The following is a 17,602-nucleotide window of genomic DNA, read 5'->3' as shown; positions in this document are numbered from 1 at the left end:
TATTATTTACGCCAATCCAGGTATCTAAAATTCTTAAAGATTGCAGGAGTAAGTACCATATACTTTCTATAAGAAGAAAATTTTAGTTGAAGGTATTGTTCTTCTCTCTTAGCCTTACTTATCAATATCTTGATTAAGGAGATAAGTAGTATAAGGTGTACTAAGCTAAGTTTATATAATACAAATCCAATAGAACTAATTATGAGTGCTCTATATAATGGATGCCTATAATACCTATATGAATTCGATGTAACTAAAGATGAGTTGAATTTTGGCTTGGGAATAGGTGATAGATTAGTGCCTAAAGAAAATAATGATTTTAAGCAAAGCAACATACCTAATATAATTATCCCAATGCCAACTGTCTCATGTATTCCTCTAGCAGTATTATTTAGGGATATTAGCTTGGGCCACGCAGGAAGCAGGTGTAGAGATAAAATTAACAACTGTCCTATTAGCAACCATTCTCCATCACTATTTCTTATTAGTCCAGACCAAGTGACTCCCCATCCTGAGAATGCTTTCTTGAGGCGATATAGTTTTGTTTTTGATTTATTCATAATATTAATTTTTGAATGATAAATTTTTGATTAGGGAGTCGTACATAAGTGGTATAGCCTGTTGATAAACCATACTCTCTAGGAATATGGATGGATCAGTTTCTGAGCCAAAGCAAAGCTGCATTTCCGCATTTTTTCGTTCTCCTTCCATTTTAAAGGCCCCATTCCATTTTTCTTTAAAACTTTTAATTGCTTTTTCCGGAGAATCTTGTTTTGCTTTAGCAAAAGCCCACCCACTTTCAGGTGGGACGGGCCAACATCTTTCAAGACCTTGATTTGCTAAAGATCTTAGTTGAGTCAGGATTGAAATCGCTTCGTCTTGAGGAGTTGGAGTTAGTTTCAAAAGGACTCCATATTCTTCTTTTGACTTTCTCGCGATAATAAGACTACCTTCGATTTCCATACCATTTGCTGAGATTAACAGATGGTTTAACCAGCTGCTCATAACATTTTTACTCTTAAGTCTTCCTACCTCAATTGTAAGAACGACATCTCCTATCATTTGGTAAGTATTTACATCATCGTCTATGAGAAGTTGTTGATTTCTTATTTCTCCGATCTCATTAATTATTTTATAGATGTTCTGCCATCGGGTCTCTAGTAATGCTATTTCTATGTCTCCTGCGGCTTTTGGTGGTAAGACGCCTTTCCCCATTAAGAGATCTTTCCAGAAATTTTTTGCTGAGACTTGTTCTAGATCTTCTGGTTCTATATCGGATTTACTATACAGCTCAATAAGACGTCTCTCCATGAGCTTATAGCGTTGCAAGTTATCTAAGCTTAGTGATTCAAGATCTTGTATAGGCTTTTCCCATTCTTTTGGCCTAAGTTGATTTTGCGCTAGCCAGGTTAATTGTGGAGCAATCAGCCACTCTTTAAGCTTTTTATTTGAAAGTATATTGGTTTGAGTTGTTTTATTTAGGTCCCACTCAAGGGGCATACCAATTCCTATTGAGTTCCTTTTTTGATGTTCATTAAGCAATAAGCATGCTCCTAAATCCCTTTTATCACAACTAAGTGAAGGCCCTTTGAAATTTTCTTTATCAAGTGGGTTACAAGGAGGCTTTCTTAATACGCCTTCATACTCTTTACCTAATTCGTTGTTAATAAATTCAAGTAACTGTTGAACAGGGCATGATGGCTCTATTCTGTCGCCAGTTCTCTCATCTCGACTATTCCATGTTAGGAGTAGGTGCTGCCTGCAGGAGATTAGAGCTTCTAAAAGTACATAACGATCTTGGTCACTTGTCTTCTTGTCCCCTAAACTATATGTGTGATCAAATAAATGAAAACTTGGCCTGATATCTTTACGAGGGAAGATGTTCTCATCAAGCCCCATTAGAATTATTATTCGATGGGGAATTGCTCTCATTGGCTCTAGCGCACTGATAGTTACTTTCCCAGTTCTGTGCCCAAAACGAGTGGCGCTCTTAGATAGTTTTTCCTTGAGCATATCCTTGATAACTGAACAGGGGATTCTCTTCTTGAAGTTTTTAGCGGCATCATGAAAACTTTCAATTTCTGAGACGAAACTTTGATATTCCCAGGCCCAATCACCTTTGTTCCCAAAAGATTGATCAACTATATTCTTTAAGAGATCTACCCATTCCGTAGCTGTTCTTGACTTACGAATTTCGGAGATTTGGTTAGACAAGTCTGATAAGAGATGCCACCATTTGATTATCTCATCAGTCTCCATTCCTTCCGAAAATGGGGCGATTCCATTTGGAGGAAGACCTCTCAAACTTGGAAGTATTAATCCCATTAACCACCTATCAAGACACCAATTGAGACTATGAGTCTCGTCACCATCACGCTCCGATGCATCAATTCCCCATCTGAATCCTGTCTCTTGAAGGCATGTCGTTATGTTTATAAGGTCTTCCTGGCTAAACTTATTTTGTTTTTGTAGAGTTAGATTTGAGAGTAAACTGTCCAATGCAGAAGCCGTTATGCGACCCTCTGATATCTCTAGAAGTTGGATCATGTAATGAATTAGCCCTGGATTATCTTCTTGGCTTCGATCAGTTATTCTCCAAGGTATATCGATACCTGTAGCATTAACATCATTAAATATCGAATTGATTAATGGAGAGAAACGATTTACCTGAGGGGTCATTATTATAATGTCTCTTGGCTGTAGAGTTTCATCTTTTGCAAGCCATCTAATGATTTGATCACGTACTAGTTGTACTTGTCTTCTTAGTCCTGGTGCTTCTATGAAGAGTATTGATTCGTCTGTTTTATCTCGTTTTAGCTTTATCTTGTTTTCTTCACTTACGAGTCTTTCTTGCAATTGCTCTAGAAGTGATGCTTTCTTGAAATTGTTCCTTGATATTTGAGCAGGTAGCGCAAAAAGATCTTCTTCTTGTATCTCTCCTAATTGACTTTCACCTGTGCCTTCAAGTAATTGTTGAAACTCTGCTCCCATTCGGCCAAATGTCGCCTCTAATCGGGGAGATTTTAGGAGCCATAATTCATCAAGTTGCTCATTCCATTTACTACTAAGAATGTCTCTACGTTGCTTAAATCTCTGCCAAAGGTCTTTGCAAGGAGTGAGTAGGAAGATTTGAATATCGATTGAACCAGAAAGAGCCTGTAAAAATTCAATTTGGATGGGAGCAAGAGTTGTTATTCCAAATAGATGAATTTCATTAGGAAGCCCTTTGTCGGAAATATTGTTGACTTTAAGTATTTCGATAGCTCTTTTGATATGAATACAAAGGGGCTTACTACCAATTTTCTTACTTATTAATCTAAACAAGGTTTGTTGCCACTTTTCATTGCAAGTAAGGGTTAAAGGGGTTCTCTCATGTTGTGTTTCCAAATTCAGCCATGATTGAATTAAGTCAGGCCTATAAAGAATGTAGTCATCAAAAACTTCAGCAATACTTTTTGCAAGTTTCCATGTCTCAATATTCAGTTCATCCAGGTTTATTTTTTTATTGTCTATCCAATCCTTTAGATCACTAGCTTCTTCATATTTAACAAGATTCGGCAATTCTTCTAGTAATGGCCAAATTAGTTGATGGGTACTCCAACGATCGATTTCTTCAGCTTTTACTTCTAATACCTTATATACAAGGCTTCTAATGCATGAACCAGGGAATGGAAATTTTGTTTGAGAGTTTATGCCATTAGTTAAAGCTATTTGTTCCCCTAACCATCTGCTAGTTGGCCATGTGTTAACCATGACTTCTACTGTCCTGCAAACATTAGGTGGTGCGAGACGAAGTTGTTCGGCTAACAACTTTGCTAACCATTCAGCTCTGTTACTGCGATATATGGTTAGCAATTTTCTTAAGAAGGAAAACTTTTATTTTTAACTGTATCTCTATATTATTGATTATGGCTTTTCTTTACTAGAAATTTCTTTCTATAATTAATATTCCATTGGAGGAATTGTTGATTGCTTTTAGTCTTCTCTAAAAGTTAACTATTAATTAAGCGATCTTCACGTGGGTTTAAAATAAGTAATTTCATTTCTCTAACAGCTTCTTTAAGTCCTGTGGCAATTGATCTTGATATTATAGTATGACCAATATTTAGTTCTTCAATACCCTTTATTGATGCTATGGGCTCTACGTTTTGATAGGTGAGACCATGCCCTGCATTTACTCTCAGTCCAAGACTGGTTGCATAAATTGTAGCTTCTTTAATTATAGACAGCTCACTTAATTGTGTTGTATTAGTTGCACTTGCATATTTACCTGTATGTAATTCTATCCACTTGCAATTTATTTCATTCGAGGCATCAATTTGCGTTAAGCTTGGATCAATAAACAAACTTACTGGTATATCCTTTGACTGCAGCTCTCTTGTAAATTCTTTTAAGTATTCTTTTTGACTAATAACATTTAATCCTCCTTCTGTTGTCACTTCTTCTCGTTTTTCAGGTACTAGAGTTACCATGTATGGCTTGGTCCTAATCGCTATGTCAAGCATCTCCTGAGTAGCAGCCATTTCTAGGTTCAATCTTGTCGATATTGTTTTTCTTAGTAACTCTAAATCTTTATCCTGAATGTGCCTTCTATCTTCTCTTAGGTGGACAGTTATTCCATCAGCACCTCCTAGTTCAGCTAAAAACGCTAAGGAAACTGGGTTCGGTTCGTTTGCTCTTCGAGCCTGTCTCACATTCGCAATGTGATCGATATTAACCCCAAGATTTGGCATTTCTTCTCTGGGTACAAGTCCTGCTCATATTAATTGCATAGTTATTTAGTGGCTGAATTTAAGTAAATTTTTAATTATTATTATATTTATTTCTGTAAGTATAGAATTTAAATAAGACGAGTAATAGATGATTTTATTTGAAAATATTTTAATATATTTATTTTCTATTTTCAATTAATTTGCTTAATATTTTTTGCTTAGATCAATTTATTAATATTATTCATAGAGATAAAAAATCTTTAGAAAGATATATACAGCATATTAAATTTAGCTTTTATAAAGGCTTTTGATTCATATTTGACTATCAAATTCTTTCTTTTTTGATACATAGAAGAAATTATACCCAGAATTTATAGCTTAATAAGCCCATTTTCTTCTTTATGGCCAAACCATTCTCAGCCTAGACGCTAATGCAACTGCCCTTTTTATTGAATTAGGAATACATTTCTAGTTAAATTTAGGACTAAATAAACATTTGGTGAAGGAGCACTTGTCCCTAGTTGATCGCGAGAAAAAGGCATGTCTAGGGATTGACCCACTCCTAAGCCGTATTGCTATGGGAGTTACGCAGGATTTTGCATTACGATATTTTTTCAGTAAAAGAATAATCTTAGGTCAGGAAAACTTGCCACTAAAAGGATCAGTGGTACTGGCACCTACTCATCGATCTCGTTGGGATGCTTTGATGCTAACAATGGCTGCAGGGAGGAGGGTTACAAATAGAGATTGTAGATTTATGGTTACTCAATCTGAAATGAAAGGTTTGCAAGGTTGGTTTTTGAATCGACTTGGATGTTTCTCTATAGATCAATATTGCCCTTCTTTGCTTAGCTTGAGATATTCGGTTGACTTATTGGTTCAAGGAGAACAGTTGGTTGTATTTCCTGAAGGGAGAATTAGACGAAGTAGTAATCCTAAAAGACTTAAGGAGGGATTATTTCGTATTGCACAACTTGCGCATAAGCAGGGAGTTGAGATTAACGTTTTACCAATAGGGATAAGTTACAGCGAAATAATTCCTAATCCACTTGGTTTGGCTGCAATCTGCTTTGCTAACCCTTTGAAAATCTCTGATTTTGAAAAGATTGGAGCAAAAAATTTTAACGTTATTTTATCTGAGAAAATGCATTTAGCGGAAGAAATGTCCCTTAAAGCAGTTGGCCGAAAATAACAGGGGATCTAAAGTCTCTGTATATTGTACTTTTACCAATAGATGGTTTTTCGATTTCCTAAAGCCTCACTTTTAATTATTGCAGGATTGGTTTTCTATCAAATCCCGATTTTATCTGCGCAACCTGCCTCTTCTGATTACAAGGTATTGGCTAGTAAAAAGACTGGACTTAATCTTTTTACCGTTAAAGACCTTATTGATAAAGGTGATAAAGCTATATCCAAAAATGATTTAGTTCAGGCAAGAAAGTCTTATGACAAGGCGAGGCTTTTAACTAGGCAATTATTAGGCTTTTATAGAGATGTTAATGGTGCCTTCCGTGGGATCGATGCAAGAATTCCTCGAGAAATGGATTCAAAAGGAAGAGAAGCTCAATCTTTGTTAGCTAAAATTAATCTCAGGTTAGCGGCTTTATTCAGAAGACAGAATCAACCAGAAATAGCAGTTCCATTGCTTATAGAAGTTGTGAAAATTATGTCACCTACCAAGGCAGATGGTCAGAAAGCCTATCAGTCTCTTTTAGAACTAGGTTTTGTTGAAACTCCTTATGCTGGAAGGCAAAGAAATTGATCAATATTTCTTTTTTCCTTAAAATTTCAAATTTTTGAATTTTCTATGATTAAACAAGAGGAAGTTATTTCTGCGATTATTAGGGTGATACCTGACGCAAAAGTTACTGTTGAAGATCTCAATGGCGGAGGAGATCACTTCCAAGTGAATGTGGTTTCTTCTGCATTTGAAGGTGTTTCTCTAATAAAACAGCATCAAATGATTTATGGGGCACTTTCTAATGAAATGGCTAATGAGTCTATTCATGCTTTAGCCTTGAATACCTCTACTCCTAATTAATTCATTTAATTATTTTGTGATTATGGAGACTAATACAAAGGATCGAATCGAAGGGTTGATCAATTCAAGCCCAATACTGGTTTTCATGAAAGGCACTAAATTAATGCCTCAATGTGGATTTTCCAATAATGTTGTTCAGATCCTTAACGCTCTTGGCGTAAATTTTGATACCTTTGATGTCCTTTCAGACATGGAAATAAGAGAAGGTATAAAGGATTATTCTAATTGGCCTACCATTCCACAGGTGTATGTGAAAGGAGAATTTATGGGAGGCTCAGATATTTTGATTGAAATGTATAACTCTGGAGAACTGCTGGAAAAGCTTGAAATTGCTTTGGCTTCTTGATATTTAGATCAAAATTCTTTCTGGAAGAACAGATTACGAATATCTCCGTCAGGTCCAATAAAGCTAGATGGATCAAGTATCCATTTTTCAATAACCTTCTCTAGCTTTTCCTGATCTTTTCTTTCCAAATTCCTACAATTTCGTAAAGCGTTTAAATACCCGTCTGCGTATAGTCTCAAATCAGATTGAGTGTGATATTTGCTTACTAGATCCTGACAGGCATCACATATTGATTGGAAGTGCCTTATTGTTTCTGGAGCATCAAATGATGTCATAGTGTGCAATCTCCACATGCATAATTTACAGATTGTCCTGTGGATGCTTTATTTTAACGAAGCTCTTTCAAATTGAGCCATTTTTAGGCCTGTGACCTCTATTTCTTCAGACCTCCTTTCAAACGAACAGAGCCCAGTCGCTACTGGGGCTCAATCCATTCAGGCCACAACTCAAAGTCCATCTAAGGTCCTTGTTGTAGAGCCTCATCCAACCCTTAGGACTGTTTTAGTTCAGAGGCTTAGACAAGATGGACATCTTGCGGCAGCTGTTAGTTCCGCTAACGAGGCTGTTGATTTGTGCAGAGAGCAATCTCCTGACCTTTTAGTAAGTGCAGAGTTGTTAGAGCAGAATTCTGCTCTGCGCTTGGCTCAACAATTGGGATGTTCGGTAATTGTCTTAACAGCTAGATCAGGAGTAGAACCTTTAGTTGGCTTACTTGATGATGGTGCAGACGATGTTTTAAGAAAGCCATTTGGGTTAGAAGAATTAGCAGCAAGATGCAGAACTCTTTTAAAAAGAGGTCGAATTGGCCTGCAAGAAAGAGTTTCTGTCGGACCACTTGAAGTACATCTTCTTTTACGTCAAGTCACATTGAGAGAAAAGCCAGTTGAATTGAGTCCGAGAGAATTTGCTCTTTTATGTGCATTATTAATGCCACCAGGTATGGTACGCAGTCGTAATGAACTCTTAAGGATGGCATGGCCTCCTTTTAGTGGTGGGCCTCGATCAGTGGATACACAGGTATTAACTCTTCGCAGGAAGCTTGAACAAGCAGGCCTTGGTGATGGAGGTGGTATTACCACTGTCCGTCAACAGGGGTATAGATTTAGCTTGGATACATTGCCATCTTAAATTCGTATTTATTTAGGCAGAGACCATTTGTTTATTCCTAACTTTGATCCAATTAGATGAGCACATGCGAAGCCGCTAAAGGCAACGGCATTTAAACCTTGCCCTGGGAAGCATGAATCACCAACGCAGTAGAAGTTTTTTATACCTGTGCTATTAAATGGCATAGGTAATAAACCAGGTAGTTTGAAATTAGGAATAGGACCGTAACTACCTTTATGACGTCCGAGAAATCTCCTATGACTTTTAGGGGTCCCAACCTCAATATGATTAATATTTTCTTTTATGTTCGGCAAGATACTTTCAATTTTATTAATGAGTTGATTTGAATCTTGTTCTTTTTTAGCTAAGTAATCCTTATTGCTTATATTTTCCCATTTATTAATTGATGAAGGAGTAAATGCATGAACTATATGAGATCCTTTTGGAGATAATGATTTATCTAGGAGAGTAGGTATTGAGACAAAGGCAACTCCTTGCTCTTTTTCCATTTCATCCCATTTTTTTAAGATCAAATGATGGCAGTCCATATTCTCAGGAATGGCCACATCATTAACGCCAATATGTAGTGACAAAAAGGATGGAGAAGGTTTGTATCTATTTCTCCATTTTTTCTCGTTATTTGGAGTGTCGTCAAGATCTATCAGAGGCTCTTTGACTCCTTCTCCTCCAAAGGTATTCCAACGTGTTGCATTTGAAATTATGATATTTGCAAATACCTTTTCGCCATTTAATAATTCAACTCCATATGCTTTATTCTTTCTTACTAGAACTCTTTTGACCTTTGATTTGTATTTAATTTTACCACCATTTTTTTCGAGGCCTTTAACAAGGCCTTCAGCAATTTTTCCGACACCTCCTTTGGGATAGTTAATACCACCTGCATGTCGATCAGAAAAGACCATTCCTGCATTGATCATTGGAGTCAGGCTTGCTGGCATAACTGACCAGCAAAAACATTCAATGTCGATAAAACGAAGTAACTCTGGGTCTTTAATATATTGAGAGGCTATTTCTCCGACATTCACTGGTAACCACTTTGCAAGTCCAAGGCACGAAAAAGGTGCCTTGAAAAAAACTTTTGCTAGGTACTTTGGATCTTCTATTGAAAGTAATGGCATTGCATCAAGGCAATTAAATACATCCCAGCACTTTTGGTAGAATTTCTTTATTCCAGATTCTTCGTGAGGGAAACAAGAACATAAGTCTGATATGAATTCTTGGTAATCTCTTTTAACAGCTACTTCTAAGTTGTTAGGTAAATGATAAGCCAACTGAACAGGATCTGGAATTGTCTCACACTCTTCCCCTACATCCGATAAAGCCCTTGTAAGAAGATTAGTATATCCTTGGTTGCCAAACCCAAAGATCATAGATGCACCAACATCAAATGTATACCCTTTTCTTTTGAATGATCCACCGCTTCCACCTGGTATTAAATAACTTTCTAATACAAGGACTTTTGCTCCCTTCGCCGATAATTGACTTGCTGTAACTAAGCCACCTATACCTGAGCCAATTACTATTGCATCCCAGGTAATGGTATCGGTATCGGTATCGGATTGAGTGAATGATTTCATGATATCAAGTGAGTTGGATTTATTTTGGGGAATATCTATCTTTAAGTAGAGATTTAGGTAGGTTCCTTTTGAACTGATAAATTTCTGCTAAGGCTCTATCACGGTAAGCGCTATAACGAGCTCTTTTATTAGGTAGATGTTTTGGTAGTTTTGGTAAGATACCAAAGTTCGCTGGCATAGGTTGAAAAACACCTTTCTTTTGTGATCTTGTATAAAGGTCCTCATGACCACTAACAAAATGAGTTAATGCTCCCATCATCGTAGTTGATGGGAGAGTAATAGGTTGCTCTCCTTTTGCTATGAGGGCAGCATTTATACCAGCAATCCAGCCCCCTGCAACGGCAGTAGCATATCCTTCAGTACCGGTTATTTGTCCAGCAGCTAAAAGATTTAATCTTTTTTTGAATTGAAGTGTTGGTTTTAAAAGCTTTGGCGATTCTAGGAAAGTATTTCTATGCATTACTCCTAGCCGAATGAAATCGGCATTTTTAAGACCAGGAATCATTTTGAAAACTCTTTTTTGTTCTTCCCATTTCAGATTGGTTTGAAATCCCACCAGATTCCATAATTGTCCTTGCTTATCTTCTTTCCTCAATTGGACAATTGCATAAGCTCTTTTTTCTTTTCTTATATCTGGATCATATAAATCTCCCCATCTAGGATCCCATATCCCAATGGGTTTAAGTGGACCATATCTCATAGTGTCTTCACCTCTTCTGGCGAGTTCTTCTATAGGGAGGCATCCTTCAAAAAATTTGGCACTATCCTTTTCAAAGTCTTTTAATTCGCTCTGATTTGCTTTCATTAATTCTTTCCTGAATTCCTTGTATTCAGATTCATTCATAGGACAGTTCAAATAATCTGAATCTCCTTTGTCATATCTGCTGGCAGGAAAGGCTATTGAAAAGTCAATACTTTCTCCAGAAATAATTGGGCTAGCAGCATCGTAAAAATGGCATTCTTCTTCTCCTGTGAATTTTTTCAAGTCATTCGCTAAGCACTCACCAGTAAGAGGGCCAGTTGCAATAATGGATAATTGCTTTTCAGAAGGTAAGGATTTTAATTCTTCTCTTTTTACGGTTATATGAGGATGCGAATAGAGCTTTTCAGTAATTGCAGCACTAAATTTACTTCTATCAACAGCAAGAGCTCCTCCGGCTGGTACTGAATGCCTATCAGCAGTTTCTATTACTAGAGAATTTAATTCACGTAACTCTTGTTTAAGAAGGCCTGCTGCTCTATCACTACTTAAAGCTCCAAAGCTATTACTGCAAACAAGTTCGGCAAATTCATCAGTGTGATGAGCGGGTGATTTATTAATAGGCCTCATTTCGATAAGAATTACCTCTATACCTGAAATTGCGGCTTGCCAAGCTGCTTCAGCCCCAGCGAGTCCTCCTCCAATGATTATTACTGATTTATTTTCATTCAATTTTTTCGACCACTTTTGTTAGCTTCAGCGTACAAAATTAATTTGTCCTTGTAGCTATTTTATTTCAAGATAGGTAGCGTGATAACTTCATCGAGGAAAAGATGCATCAAGGGTCGCTAGCTCAGCGGTAGAGCATCCGGCTTTTAACCGGCTGGTCCTGAGTTCGAATCTCAGGCGACCCATTCATTTTTAAGTAATTAGATTGAGAAAATTTTAAGAATATGAAGGTTTCTAAAAAAATTCTTTTCTTTATGCTCTTTATTTATTCTATTTTTTTCAAAAGTGCTTTAGCGGGATTAGATAAATTTTCATATCTGGACAAAGTCAATATATGGATTATTGAGCGCAAAATTGATTCAAAGACAAACAGGATTTATTGCAGGGCTTCTATTCCCAAGAAAGGAACTTGGTTCTCTTCTCGAATAAGATTAGATAAGAAAGGAGACCTTGTTGAACCTTTTCAACTGAAGGATAAATCATATAGGTCTAATAAAGCTATTCTGGAAGTTAAGGATGCATTGAATTCGTGTAGAAATTCAGGTTTAATTTACCTTCCTTAGATGGCCTGCCAAATCTAGTAATTTGTTTTGGAGGGCTAACAAATGCTCGCTAAATAGTTGGTTCTTAAGTTTGATTATTGTTATATCTTGCTTTTCAAGGTGAAGAAATTTTCTGTTGCTGCTGCTATAAGCGCTAATTTTGTTCTTTATTTCTGGGCTTTGGCCAATTCCTCCCCACTTTAAAAGTGTTTACGTGCACAGATTCAGAGCTTGCTTTCCAAGTTGTTTTGATTTGATATATAGATTGATAGGGCTCCCAATCTACGTGCCCATCAAAAGCAGTTTGATCAAAACTTTTCAGGCGTACTGTATATTTTCTCCCTTAATGGTTTTTGATCGCCTATAAACCCATTAAGTTAAGACAGAGGCTATAGCTTTGTAACTCTGGTTCAATCTAAATGGCTAAAAAAGAATCATCAATTACGCCCACTAGACAGGGTTGGTTATGGAAATGGCAGGAGCCTGAAAGTACACTTTCAATTATTCCAAAATCAAAAACAAAAAAATTAGCGGCTCAGGCAAAACTTGCAAATATTGATGCAGAAAAGGCTATTGCCCGTGCTTATAAAATAGAAATCACAAGAGCCAAAGCAATAGGAGAAGCAATGTTTAAATCAGGAAAAGCTCTTAGATATAGCTTTTTAAGTTCAGGTAGACAAATCCTATTGAGAACAAAAGTTTTATTTAGACAAGTTGAGCCTCGTATTAAAGAGAAAAGAAGCAGATAAAATCTAAAATTTCTTTTGCATCTACTTATTACCTTTTAATCTCTTGTTCCTTTGTAAGGGTTATAACTTTTAGATTGCTTGCATTGATTCTTGAGATCAAAATAGTAAGTATTAATTAAATTATTCACATGCAGCTTTATGTCGTGACATGGAAATTTGAGTCTTCAGAAGATCAAACGTTTGCCCTTGATGCATTGCTTGATTACGTAGAAAGTGGAGAATCAGAGCAAACTCCAGATGGTTATGAAAGGATTTCTTGGATCCACACTCCCCAGGATGGGACTGGTATAGTTATTTGCAAAGCTAAAAATGCAGCTGTGTTATATAGAGTATTTGGGCCATGGCGAGAGAAATTCGGAATGATTTGGCAATATAAGCCAGGTTTAACGACAGAGGAATTTCTTTCTGTATATAAAGAGATGAGAAAATGAATTTAACCTTTGCTTTGAATATGAATGAAATGGGATTAAACCCATTTATAATTTCATTAATTGTGGGTTCATCTCTTTTATTTATAATAGGTTTTACAAAAAGCTCTCAAGAAAATGAATATAAAAAACTCATGGATTCATTTATTAATTCAGAGGAAGAAGATGAAGATTGATGCGTAGAAGTGAGAATTCAATCGATATTAAAAATAGTATTAGAAGATATTAAATACTAATTATTCTTTGAGAATAATTTATTAAAAGCTTATAAATAATTTATCAAATTAGGGAGGCATCATTATTTATAGAGATTAAAGATATTGCTTTATTAATCTCTAAATACATATCATAATTTATTCTATAGTGTATTCTAATTATTAGCTTTGTGTACCAGTAATTTTCAATGCTAAAAGAGAGTTGCTGGGTTTGGTTTAAAGGATCTATAAAGGAGCAGGGTTACTGGAAGGGAGGCTTTACTGGTACTAAAGACGAGAAGCCTGGGATATTGATTGAGAGCCCTTCATATGTATCTTGTCGAGTTCCTGAATGGCGAGTTCGATCTACTGAGCCTACTGATTTAAATCAACCGCCAGAAATACCAGAAGGAGGGATCTGGAAGATTATTGGTTAGTTCTTAATTGATTTTTTTGCGCCTCCTTAATTCTTCTGCCTGATCATTAAGAGATGTCATCTTTCTGGACCACCAAACTGTTGCTATAATTACCCATAAAAAAAATATTACTAATATGCCAAATGTGGCGGTATAATTCATTTATAGTAAAAATTTGAAGAGAATTTTTTATAAAATACTACCTTTTTCGATCCTATGCGACCTTACTTTCAGGCTTCAATTGTCTAAGATATCTTTTCCTTTGCCCGCTACCTTCTATCTCAACATGCCAGCCACAGGCTAATCTGTGGTCAATTTCCTCAAAATTGGTAAGAGAGTCCAATTTTGCTAACTTCTTTTTAATTTTATTTTCCATAATTCTTTATACTAAATTTTCTTTATTTTGTCAAATAATCTCCTTAAATCTTGACGTTAACCATATCAACTTTATAAGCTAGAGCCTTGTGGTGGCTTGTTTTAACTCTTTTTAGAAATTATTCAATATTCTAATCATTCTAAATTACTTTAAAAGCTTTAACCAGGTAAACCTAATGAAGGCAAGCTTGCATTAATAATAAAATTGATCCCCCTAAGATTTTTAATAGAGTTCTGTAAATACCTTAATCTTCTTAGATATTAGTTTTTAGATTAAATTTAATAAAATTTGCCATGATTTTATTATTTAATAAAATAGATTACGAAATAAAAATAAATCATCATATACCCTGTTCTCAATTATATTCTATATAAAGTTATAAAAAGATTATGGCCTACACTCAAACACTAGTAGCCGTAGGAGGTATTGCTCATATACCTTTTATCATAGGACTCTTTAAATTTGCAGAAAAAAGATTTAACAAACGGAGTAAGGCCTTTAAAACTAGCTAGTAATACTATAATCGTTAGCTTGATATAGATATATTTTGTTTGTAGTGAATAAAAGGAACAATTTTTTAATCAAGGCTATGACTAATAAAAAATACTGAATTGGTTTTCAATGGATTCTTAAATTCACCGCATTGATTTTTTCTTGTAATATTTGTAGGCACAATAAATTAATACGTTTTTGTAACGTCTCATTGATCTTTTGCAACTATTTCAGGGATATAGGCTATTAATGGTTGGCATGACAAAAGACTAAAAGATGCTTTTCGCACCTCATTTTCTTGGAACAATAGCTTTTGGAGGGTTTAATCCTTTGGCAGCCATAACAGGAGGTTTGATTTTATTTCAAATTTCTCAAATATTTTTTTATGGACTTCCTCAAAATGAACCACAAGCGGGCTGGGGACTAGATACTGAATCCAGTGCTTTTAGTTACCGTTGGAAGCAGTACTTCGGCGTTCAGGTGATTGCTTTGATCATTGGCTGTTCAGTCATACTTGCTGGGCCTGATGTTATCTTCTTTCCGTTTAAGTACTTCCAATAAATAGTTAATTTGTCTGTAAATCGGTAGCTTAAAGAAATACTTCCTCCCATTCAATTTCTTTAAATCCAATTAGAATTTTATCCTTATTAATAATTAAAGGTCTTTTGATCAACTTGGGATCATTTAGTAGAGCCTCTATAGATTCATCTTCGCTTAATTGTTTTATTTTCTTTGCCCCAATAGCTCTATAACTAAGTCCACTAGTATTAAATAAGAATTTCTTGTGACCATACTGTCTTATAGCCTTTAAAATCATCTTTTTATCTGGAGGATTATCAATAATATCAATTGAGTCAAAATTTATTTTATTTTTTTTAAGCCACTTCTCTGCTTTCCTACAAGTATTACATCGAGAATATCCATATAGTATTATTTTTTCTGGCATTTTAAAATGATGTAGAACTTTATTCTAATAATATATCTTTAATTGAGGTAAATGAAATATCGTTAATTAATTATCTATAAGAAGTTAATTCATAGAAACACTTTAAAATAGTAATATAAGTAGAGATTGTTTTTAGATTTAATTTTAAAAAATAGTTAATCTATTATTTGCTAATGCGATTAATTGCGTTAAGCGATTTAGAGAGTATTTTACCTTCTAAAGGAATGTATCCAAGATCGCTAGCCTTGTCTTGATATTCTTTGCTTAATAAGGTCGAAAAAACTTCTTTTAATACATTGCTATTTTTTCCATTACCTGTTTCATAAGCCAGTACCCAGGTCAAGGTTGAAATCGGATAAGCACCTTTACCTTTGGGGTTAGGATTACTCCCTGCAAGGTTTTTATCGAGGGATATTTCGTTAAGTGCTATAGCACCACTTTCTCTTGTTGGTTTTATGAACTCACCAGATAGGTTTTTTATGGCCGCTGCTTTTATATTTCCTCTTATGTATGACTGATTTAGATATCCAATAGCTCCAGGTGTGTTTCTAATAGCTCCAGCAACCCCAGCGTTCCCTTTGGCTCCTATACCAGAAGGCCACTTTACAGATTTTCCTGTACCAAGAAACCAGTCTTTTGAGAATGATTGCATCGAACTGGTGAATGCTTTGGTAGTTCCAGAGCCATCAGAACGATGAACCCAAAGTATTTTCCCTGAAGGACAGTTTAGTTCGCTCCAATTCTTGATGTTTCCTAGAGCAAGATTTACGGCTTGTTTCTGTGTTAGTTGTAAGTCGCAATTATGGTTGTAGCCAAAAGCAATTGTTCCCCCGATCATTGGTATTTGGATTAAACCTCGAGTTATCTTTTCTATATCCTCATCTTTCATTGGATCATCAGAAGCTCCGAAATTTACAGTTTGATCCATAAAGGCCTTGCGACCTGCTCCAGAACCTATCGCTTGGTAGTTAACCCTTATGCCTCGAGACTTGGATAGATCGGCAAACCATCGAGTGTAAATTTTGGAGGGAAAAGTTGCTCCTGCTCCACTGATCCTCATTCCAGCTAATGCATTAGCGCTTAACCCAACCACAAAAAATGAAAAAAATGAAATTGCCTTTTTGATGCAGGTCATCTTCATTAAAAAGATATTTTTTTTAGATTAGTAGTATTGATAAAAGAAAAAGCAAAAATGTTTAAAATAAATTTTTTCAGGTTAATTTCAGATTATAAATTTTCAGCCAATTGTTATAGAAAACCAGTTCATCTGCCATTAAGTAAATCTGTAGCCAAACCCTCTTACAGTTTGAATTAGTTTTGGGTCTGAAGGATCATCCTCTATTTTTTTTCTTAGCCATCTGATATGTACATCAACTGTTTTTCTATCTCCAGTAAAATTAATACCCCAGATCTTTTCTAAAATCTTATCTCTGCTCCATACTTTTTTGGGACTTTGGATAAATAATTCAAGTAGTTTATACTCTTTGGGAGATAATTCTAATTCTATTTCTTTTATAGTCGCTCTATACTCTTGTGGGTATAAACAAATATTTGAATGCTTATAGGGCCCCCTGACCTCGGCAAGTTTATACGTATCTCTGAATAAGGTTCTCCTTATATGAGAATTACATCTGGCTACTAACTCTCTAAGTCCAAATGGTTTTACAAGATAATCATCAGCTCCAGATTCTAAAGCTAATACTTTATCTATTTCGCTATCTCTTCCACTAATAATTAGAATTGGCACTTGATTACCGTTTTTGCGTAATTCGTGGCAAAGTTCTAATCCATTTATTCCAGGTAATACTACGTCCATAATTATTAAGCTTATTGATTTCCCTTTATTAGAATATAATAAATCTTTTGCTTCTTCTCCATTTTTGCATGATTTAACGAGATAGCCTTCTGTCTCTAAAGTTCTTTCTAAAATCGATAAAATGTTTTGGTCATCTTCTACTATTAATAAAGTAGTTCCATTAGGCAAAGATTTACCATGAATATTAAATGAAGTATCCAAGTGAAATAATCATTTATTACTATTCATTATATATTAAATTCATTTTTATCTAGTAGAAATTACAATTGCTGTTCGAGTTAAATTTAATTTCTTAGTTAGTATATTTAATCAGAAAAAACTTTTACACAAGTAAGTCTCAAATGTATTGCTGGTATTACATCGCTCTTTGAAATAGGTTTGCAGGTGAATTCTTTTAGTAGAAAAGACTT

General features: G+C 35.3%; 21 protein-coding genes and 1 tRNA gene. 12 read left to right on the top strand and 10 right to left on the bottom strand.

Annotation, left to right across the window (positions count from 1 at the left end; translation table 11 throughout):
• Positions 1–2 precede the first annotated feature (2 nt).
• The 3 genes from SOI85_RS02680 to SOI85_RS02670 form a co-directional block, all read right to left on the bottom strand.
• Positions 3–560 (bottom strand): methyltransferase family protein, encoded by a 558-nt coding sequence (locus tag SOI85_RS02680; RefSeq protein ID WP_320664692.1) that lies wholly within the window; start codon positions 558–560, stop codon positions 3–5.
• A gap of 4 nt (positions 561–564) precedes the next feature.
• The gene (locus tag SOI85_RS02675) at positions 565–3,855 is read right to left on the bottom strand and encodes an exodeoxyribonuclease V subunit gamma (RefSeq protein ID WP_320664691.1); all 3,291 of its coding nucleotides are present in this window, start codon (positions 3,853–3,855) and stop codon (positions 565–567) included.
• Between the two features lie 137 nt (positions 3,856–3,992).
• Positions 3,993–4,733 (bottom strand): pyridoxine 5'-phosphate synthase, encoded by a 741-nt coding sequence (locus tag SOI85_RS02670; protein WP_320664690.1) that lies wholly within the window; start codon positions 4,731–4,733, stop codon positions 3,993–3,995.
• Between the two features lie 490 nt (positions 4,734–5,223).
• Between SOI85_RS02670 and SOI85_RS02665 the strand changes: the two genes are divergently transcribed.
• From SOI85_RS02665 to grxD, 4 genes are read left to right on the top strand one after another with little or no spacing between them, the layout of a single operon-like run.
• A complete protein-coding gene (locus tag SOI85_RS02665; protein ID WP_320664689.1) occupies positions 5,224–5,904 on the top strand; it encodes a lysophospholipid acyltransferase family protein in 681 nt (226 codons plus the stop codon).
• Positions 5,905–5,946: 42 nt separating this feature from the next.
• Positions 5,947–6,474: a hypothetical protein gene (locus SOI85_RS02660; RefSeq protein WP_320664688.1), complete on the top strand. Its 528-nt coding sequence runs from the start codon at positions 5,947–5,949 to the stop codon at positions 6,472–6,474.
• Between the two features lie 45 nt (positions 6,475–6,519).
• Positions 6,520–6,753: a BolA family transcriptional regulator gene (locus SOI85_RS02655; protein ID WP_320664687.1), complete on the top strand. Its 234-nt coding sequence runs from the start codon at positions 6,520–6,522 to the stop codon at positions 6,751–6,753.
• Positions 6,754–6,775: 22 nt separating this feature from the next.
• The gene (gene grxD, locus SOI85_RS02650; protein WP_320664686.1) at positions 6,776–7,099 is read left to right on the top strand and encodes a Grx4 family monothiol glutaredoxin; all 324 of its coding nucleotides are present in this window, start codon (positions 6,776–6,778) and stop codon (positions 7,097–7,099) included.
• 8 nt (positions 7,100–7,107) lie between these two features.
• Here grxD and SOI85_RS02645 read toward each other — a convergent pair whose 3' ends face one another.
• A complete protein-coding gene (locus tag SOI85_RS02645; RefSeq protein WP_320664685.1) occupies positions 7,108–7,374 on the bottom strand; it encodes a DUF6761 family protein in 267 nt (88 codons plus the stop codon).
• Between the two features lie 157 nt (positions 7,375–7,531).
• On the opposite strand from SOI85_RS02645, the gene SOI85_RS02640 reads away from it, so the two are divergent.
• Positions 7,532–8,227, top strand: a complete 696-nt coding sequence (locus SOI85_RS02640; RefSeq protein ID WP_320665099.1) for a response regulator transcription factor — start codon at positions 7,532–7,534, stop codon at positions 8,225–8,227.
• Between the two features lie 8 nt (positions 8,228–8,235).
• On the opposite strand, the gene crtH is transcribed toward SOI85_RS02640, so the two are convergent.
• Positions 8,236–9,804, bottom strand: a complete 1,569-nt coding sequence (gene crtH / locus SOI85_RS02635; RefSeq protein WP_320664684.1) for a carotenoid isomerase — start codon at positions 9,802–9,804, stop codon at positions 8,236–8,238.
• 19 nt (positions 9,805–9,823) lie between these two features.
• Positions 9,824–11,236, bottom strand: coding sequence for an FADH(2)-oxidizing methylenetetrahydrofolate--tRNA-(uracil(54)-C(5))-methyltransferase TrmFO (gene trmFO / locus SOI85_RS02630; protein WP_320664683.1), 1,413 nt, complete (start codon positions 11,234–11,236; stop codon positions 9,824–9,826).
• Between the two features lie 110 nt (positions 11,237–11,346).
• Between trmFO and SOI85_RS02625 the strand changes: the two genes are divergently transcribed.
• The 6 genes from SOI85_RS02625 (at position 11,347) to SOI85_RS02600 (ending at position 13,583) form a co-directional block, all read left to right on the top strand.
• A tRNA-Lys gene (locus SOI85_RS02625) sits at positions 11,347–11,418 on the top strand.
• A gap of 39 nt (positions 11,419–11,457) precedes the next feature.
• Positions 11,458–11,796: a hypothetical protein gene (locus SOI85_RS02620; protein ID WP_320664682.1), complete on the top strand. Its 339-nt coding sequence runs from the start codon at positions 11,458–11,460 to the stop codon at positions 11,794–11,796.
• Between the two features lie 398 nt (positions 11,797–12,194).
• Positions 12,195–12,524 (top strand): hypothetical protein, encoded by a 330-nt coding sequence (locus SOI85_RS02615; RefSeq protein WP_320664681.1) that lies wholly within the window; start codon positions 12,195–12,197, stop codon positions 12,522–12,524.
• 128 nt (positions 12,525–12,652) lie between these two features.
• The gene (locus SOI85_RS02610) at positions 12,653–12,955 is read left to right on the top strand and encodes a DUF3303 domain-containing protein (protein ID WP_320664680.1); all 303 of its coding nucleotides are present in this window, start codon (positions 12,653–12,655) and stop codon (positions 12,953–12,955) included.
• Complete coding sequence (locus SOI85_RS02605; RefSeq protein WP_320664679.1) at positions 12,952–13,128, top strand: hypothetical protein; 177 nt, start codon at positions 12,952–12,954, stop codon at positions 13,126–13,128. The genes SOI85_RS02610 and SOI85_RS02605 overlap by 4 nt, the downstream gene beginning before the upstream one ends.
• Positions 13,129–13,355: 227 nt before the next feature.
• Positions 13,356–13,583, top strand: a complete 228-nt coding sequence (locus SOI85_RS02600) for a hypothetical protein (RefSeq protein WP_320664678.1) — start codon at positions 13,356–13,358, stop codon at positions 13,581–13,583.
• Positions 13,584–13,776: 193 nt separating this feature from the next.
• Here SOI85_RS02600 and SOI85_RS02595 read toward each other — a convergent pair whose 3' ends face one another.
• Positions 13,777–13,938: a hypothetical protein gene (locus SOI85_RS02595; protein WP_320664677.1), complete on the bottom strand. Its 162-nt coding sequence runs from the start codon at positions 13,936–13,938 to the stop codon at positions 13,777–13,779.
• 768 nt (positions 13,939–14,706) lie between these two features.
• Here SOI85_RS02595 and SOI85_RS02590 point away from each other — a divergent pair.
• Positions 14,707–14,991, top strand: a complete 285-nt coding sequence (locus SOI85_RS02590; protein ID WP_320664676.1) for a hypothetical protein — start codon at positions 14,707–14,709, stop codon at positions 14,989–14,991.
• A 28-nt stretch (positions 14,992–15,019) separates the two neighbouring features.
• On the opposite strand, the gene SOI85_RS02585 is transcribed toward SOI85_RS02590, so the two are convergent.
• The 3 genes from SOI85_RS02585 to SOI85_RS02575 all read right to left on the bottom strand — a co-directional run bounded on the left by SOI85_RS02585 (position 15,020) and on the right by SOI85_RS02575 (position 17,393).
• Positions 15,020–15,376, bottom strand: coding sequence for a Spx/MgsR family RNA polymerase-binding regulatory protein (locus tag SOI85_RS02585; RefSeq protein WP_320664675.1), 357 nt, complete (start codon positions 15,374–15,376; stop codon positions 15,020–15,022).
• A gap of 163 nt (positions 15,377–15,539) precedes the next feature.
• The gene (gene pstS, locus SOI85_RS02580) at positions 15,540–16,511 is read right to left on the bottom strand and encodes a phosphate ABC transporter substrate-binding protein PstS (RefSeq protein WP_320664674.1); all 972 of its coding nucleotides are present in this window, start codon (positions 16,509–16,511) and stop codon (positions 15,540–15,542) included.
• Between the two features lie 138 nt (positions 16,512–16,649).
• On the bottom strand, positions 16,650–17,393 hold the full coding sequence (locus SOI85_RS02575) for a response regulator transcription factor (RefSeq protein WP_320664673.1): 744 nt from the start codon (positions 17,391–17,393) through the stop codon (positions 16,650–16,652).
• Positions 17,394–17,602: the final 209 nt, after the last annotated feature.

Origin of the sequence: Prochlorococcus sp. MIT 1223 (assembly GCF_034092465.1) — a bacterium.
Classification (GTDB): Bacteria; Cyanobacteriota; Cyanobacteriia; order PCC-6307; family Cyanobiaceae; genus AG-402-N21.
The sequence above is the reverse complement of the archived record's forward strand: the minus strand, read 5'-3'. Positions and strand labels throughout refer to the sequence as shown.

Bases quoted from the DNA above. Each gene is read 5' to 3' on its own strand.
- SOI85_RS02680 (WP_320664692.1), bottom strand. From the start codon at position 560: ATGAATAAATCAAAAACAAAACTATATCGCCTCAAGAAAGCATTCTCA.
- SOI85_RS02670 (WP_320664690.1), bottom strand. From the start codon at position 4,733: ATGCCAAATCTTGGGGTTAATATCGATCACATTGCGAATGTGAGACAG.
- SOI85_RS02660 (WP_320664688.1), top strand. From the start codon at position 5,947: ATGGTTTTTCGATTTCCTAAAGCCTCACTTTTAATTATTGCAGGATTG.
- SOI85_RS02655 (WP_320664687.1), top strand. From the start codon at position 6,520: ATGATTAAACAAGAGGAAGTTATTTCTGCGATTATTAGGGTGATACCT.
- grxD (WP_320664686.1), top strand. From the start codon at position 6,776: ATGGAGACTAATACAAAGGATCGAATCGAAGGGTTGATCAATTCAAGC.
- SOI85_RS02645 (WP_320664685.1), bottom strand. From the start codon at position 7,374: ATGACATCATTTGATGCTCCAGAAACAATAAGGCACTTCCAATCAATA.
- crtH (WP_320664684.1), bottom strand. From the start codon at position 9,804: ATGAAATCATTCACTCAATCCGATACCGATACCGATACCATTACCTGG.
- SOI85_RS02620 (WP_320664682.1), top strand. From the start codon at position 11,458: ATGAAGGTTTCTAAAAAAATTCTTTTCTTTATGCTCTTTATTTATTCT.
- SOI85_RS02615 (WP_320664681.1), top strand. From the start codon at position 12,195: ATGGCTAAAAAAGAATCATCAATTACGCCCACTAGACAGGGTTGGTTA.
- SOI85_RS02610 (WP_320664680.1), top strand. From the start codon at position 12,653: ATGCAGCTTTATGTCGTGACATGGAAATTTGAGTCTTCAGAAGATCAA.
- SOI85_RS02605 (WP_320664679.1), top strand. From the start codon at position 12,952: ATGAATTTAACCTTTGCTTTGAATATGAATGAAATGGGATTAAACCCA.
- SOI85_RS02600 (WP_320664678.1), top strand. From the start codon at position 13,356: ATGCTAAAAGAGAGTTGCTGGGTTTGGTTTAAAGGATCTATAAAGGAG.
- SOI85_RS02595 (WP_320664677.1), bottom strand. From the start codon at position 13,938: ATGGAAAATAAAATTAAAAAGAAGTTAGCAAAATTGGACTCTCTTACC.
- SOI85_RS02590 (WP_320664676.1), top strand. From the start codon at position 14,707: ATGCTTTTCGCACCTCATTTTCTTGGAACAATAGCTTTTGGAGGGTTT.
- SOI85_RS02585 (WP_320664675.1), bottom strand. From the start codon at position 15,376: ATGCCAGAAAAAATAATACTATATGGATATTCTCGATGTAATACTTGT.
- pstS (WP_320664674.1), bottom strand. From the start codon at position 16,511: ATGACCTGCATCAAAAAGGCAATTTCATTTTTTTCATTTTTTGTGGTT.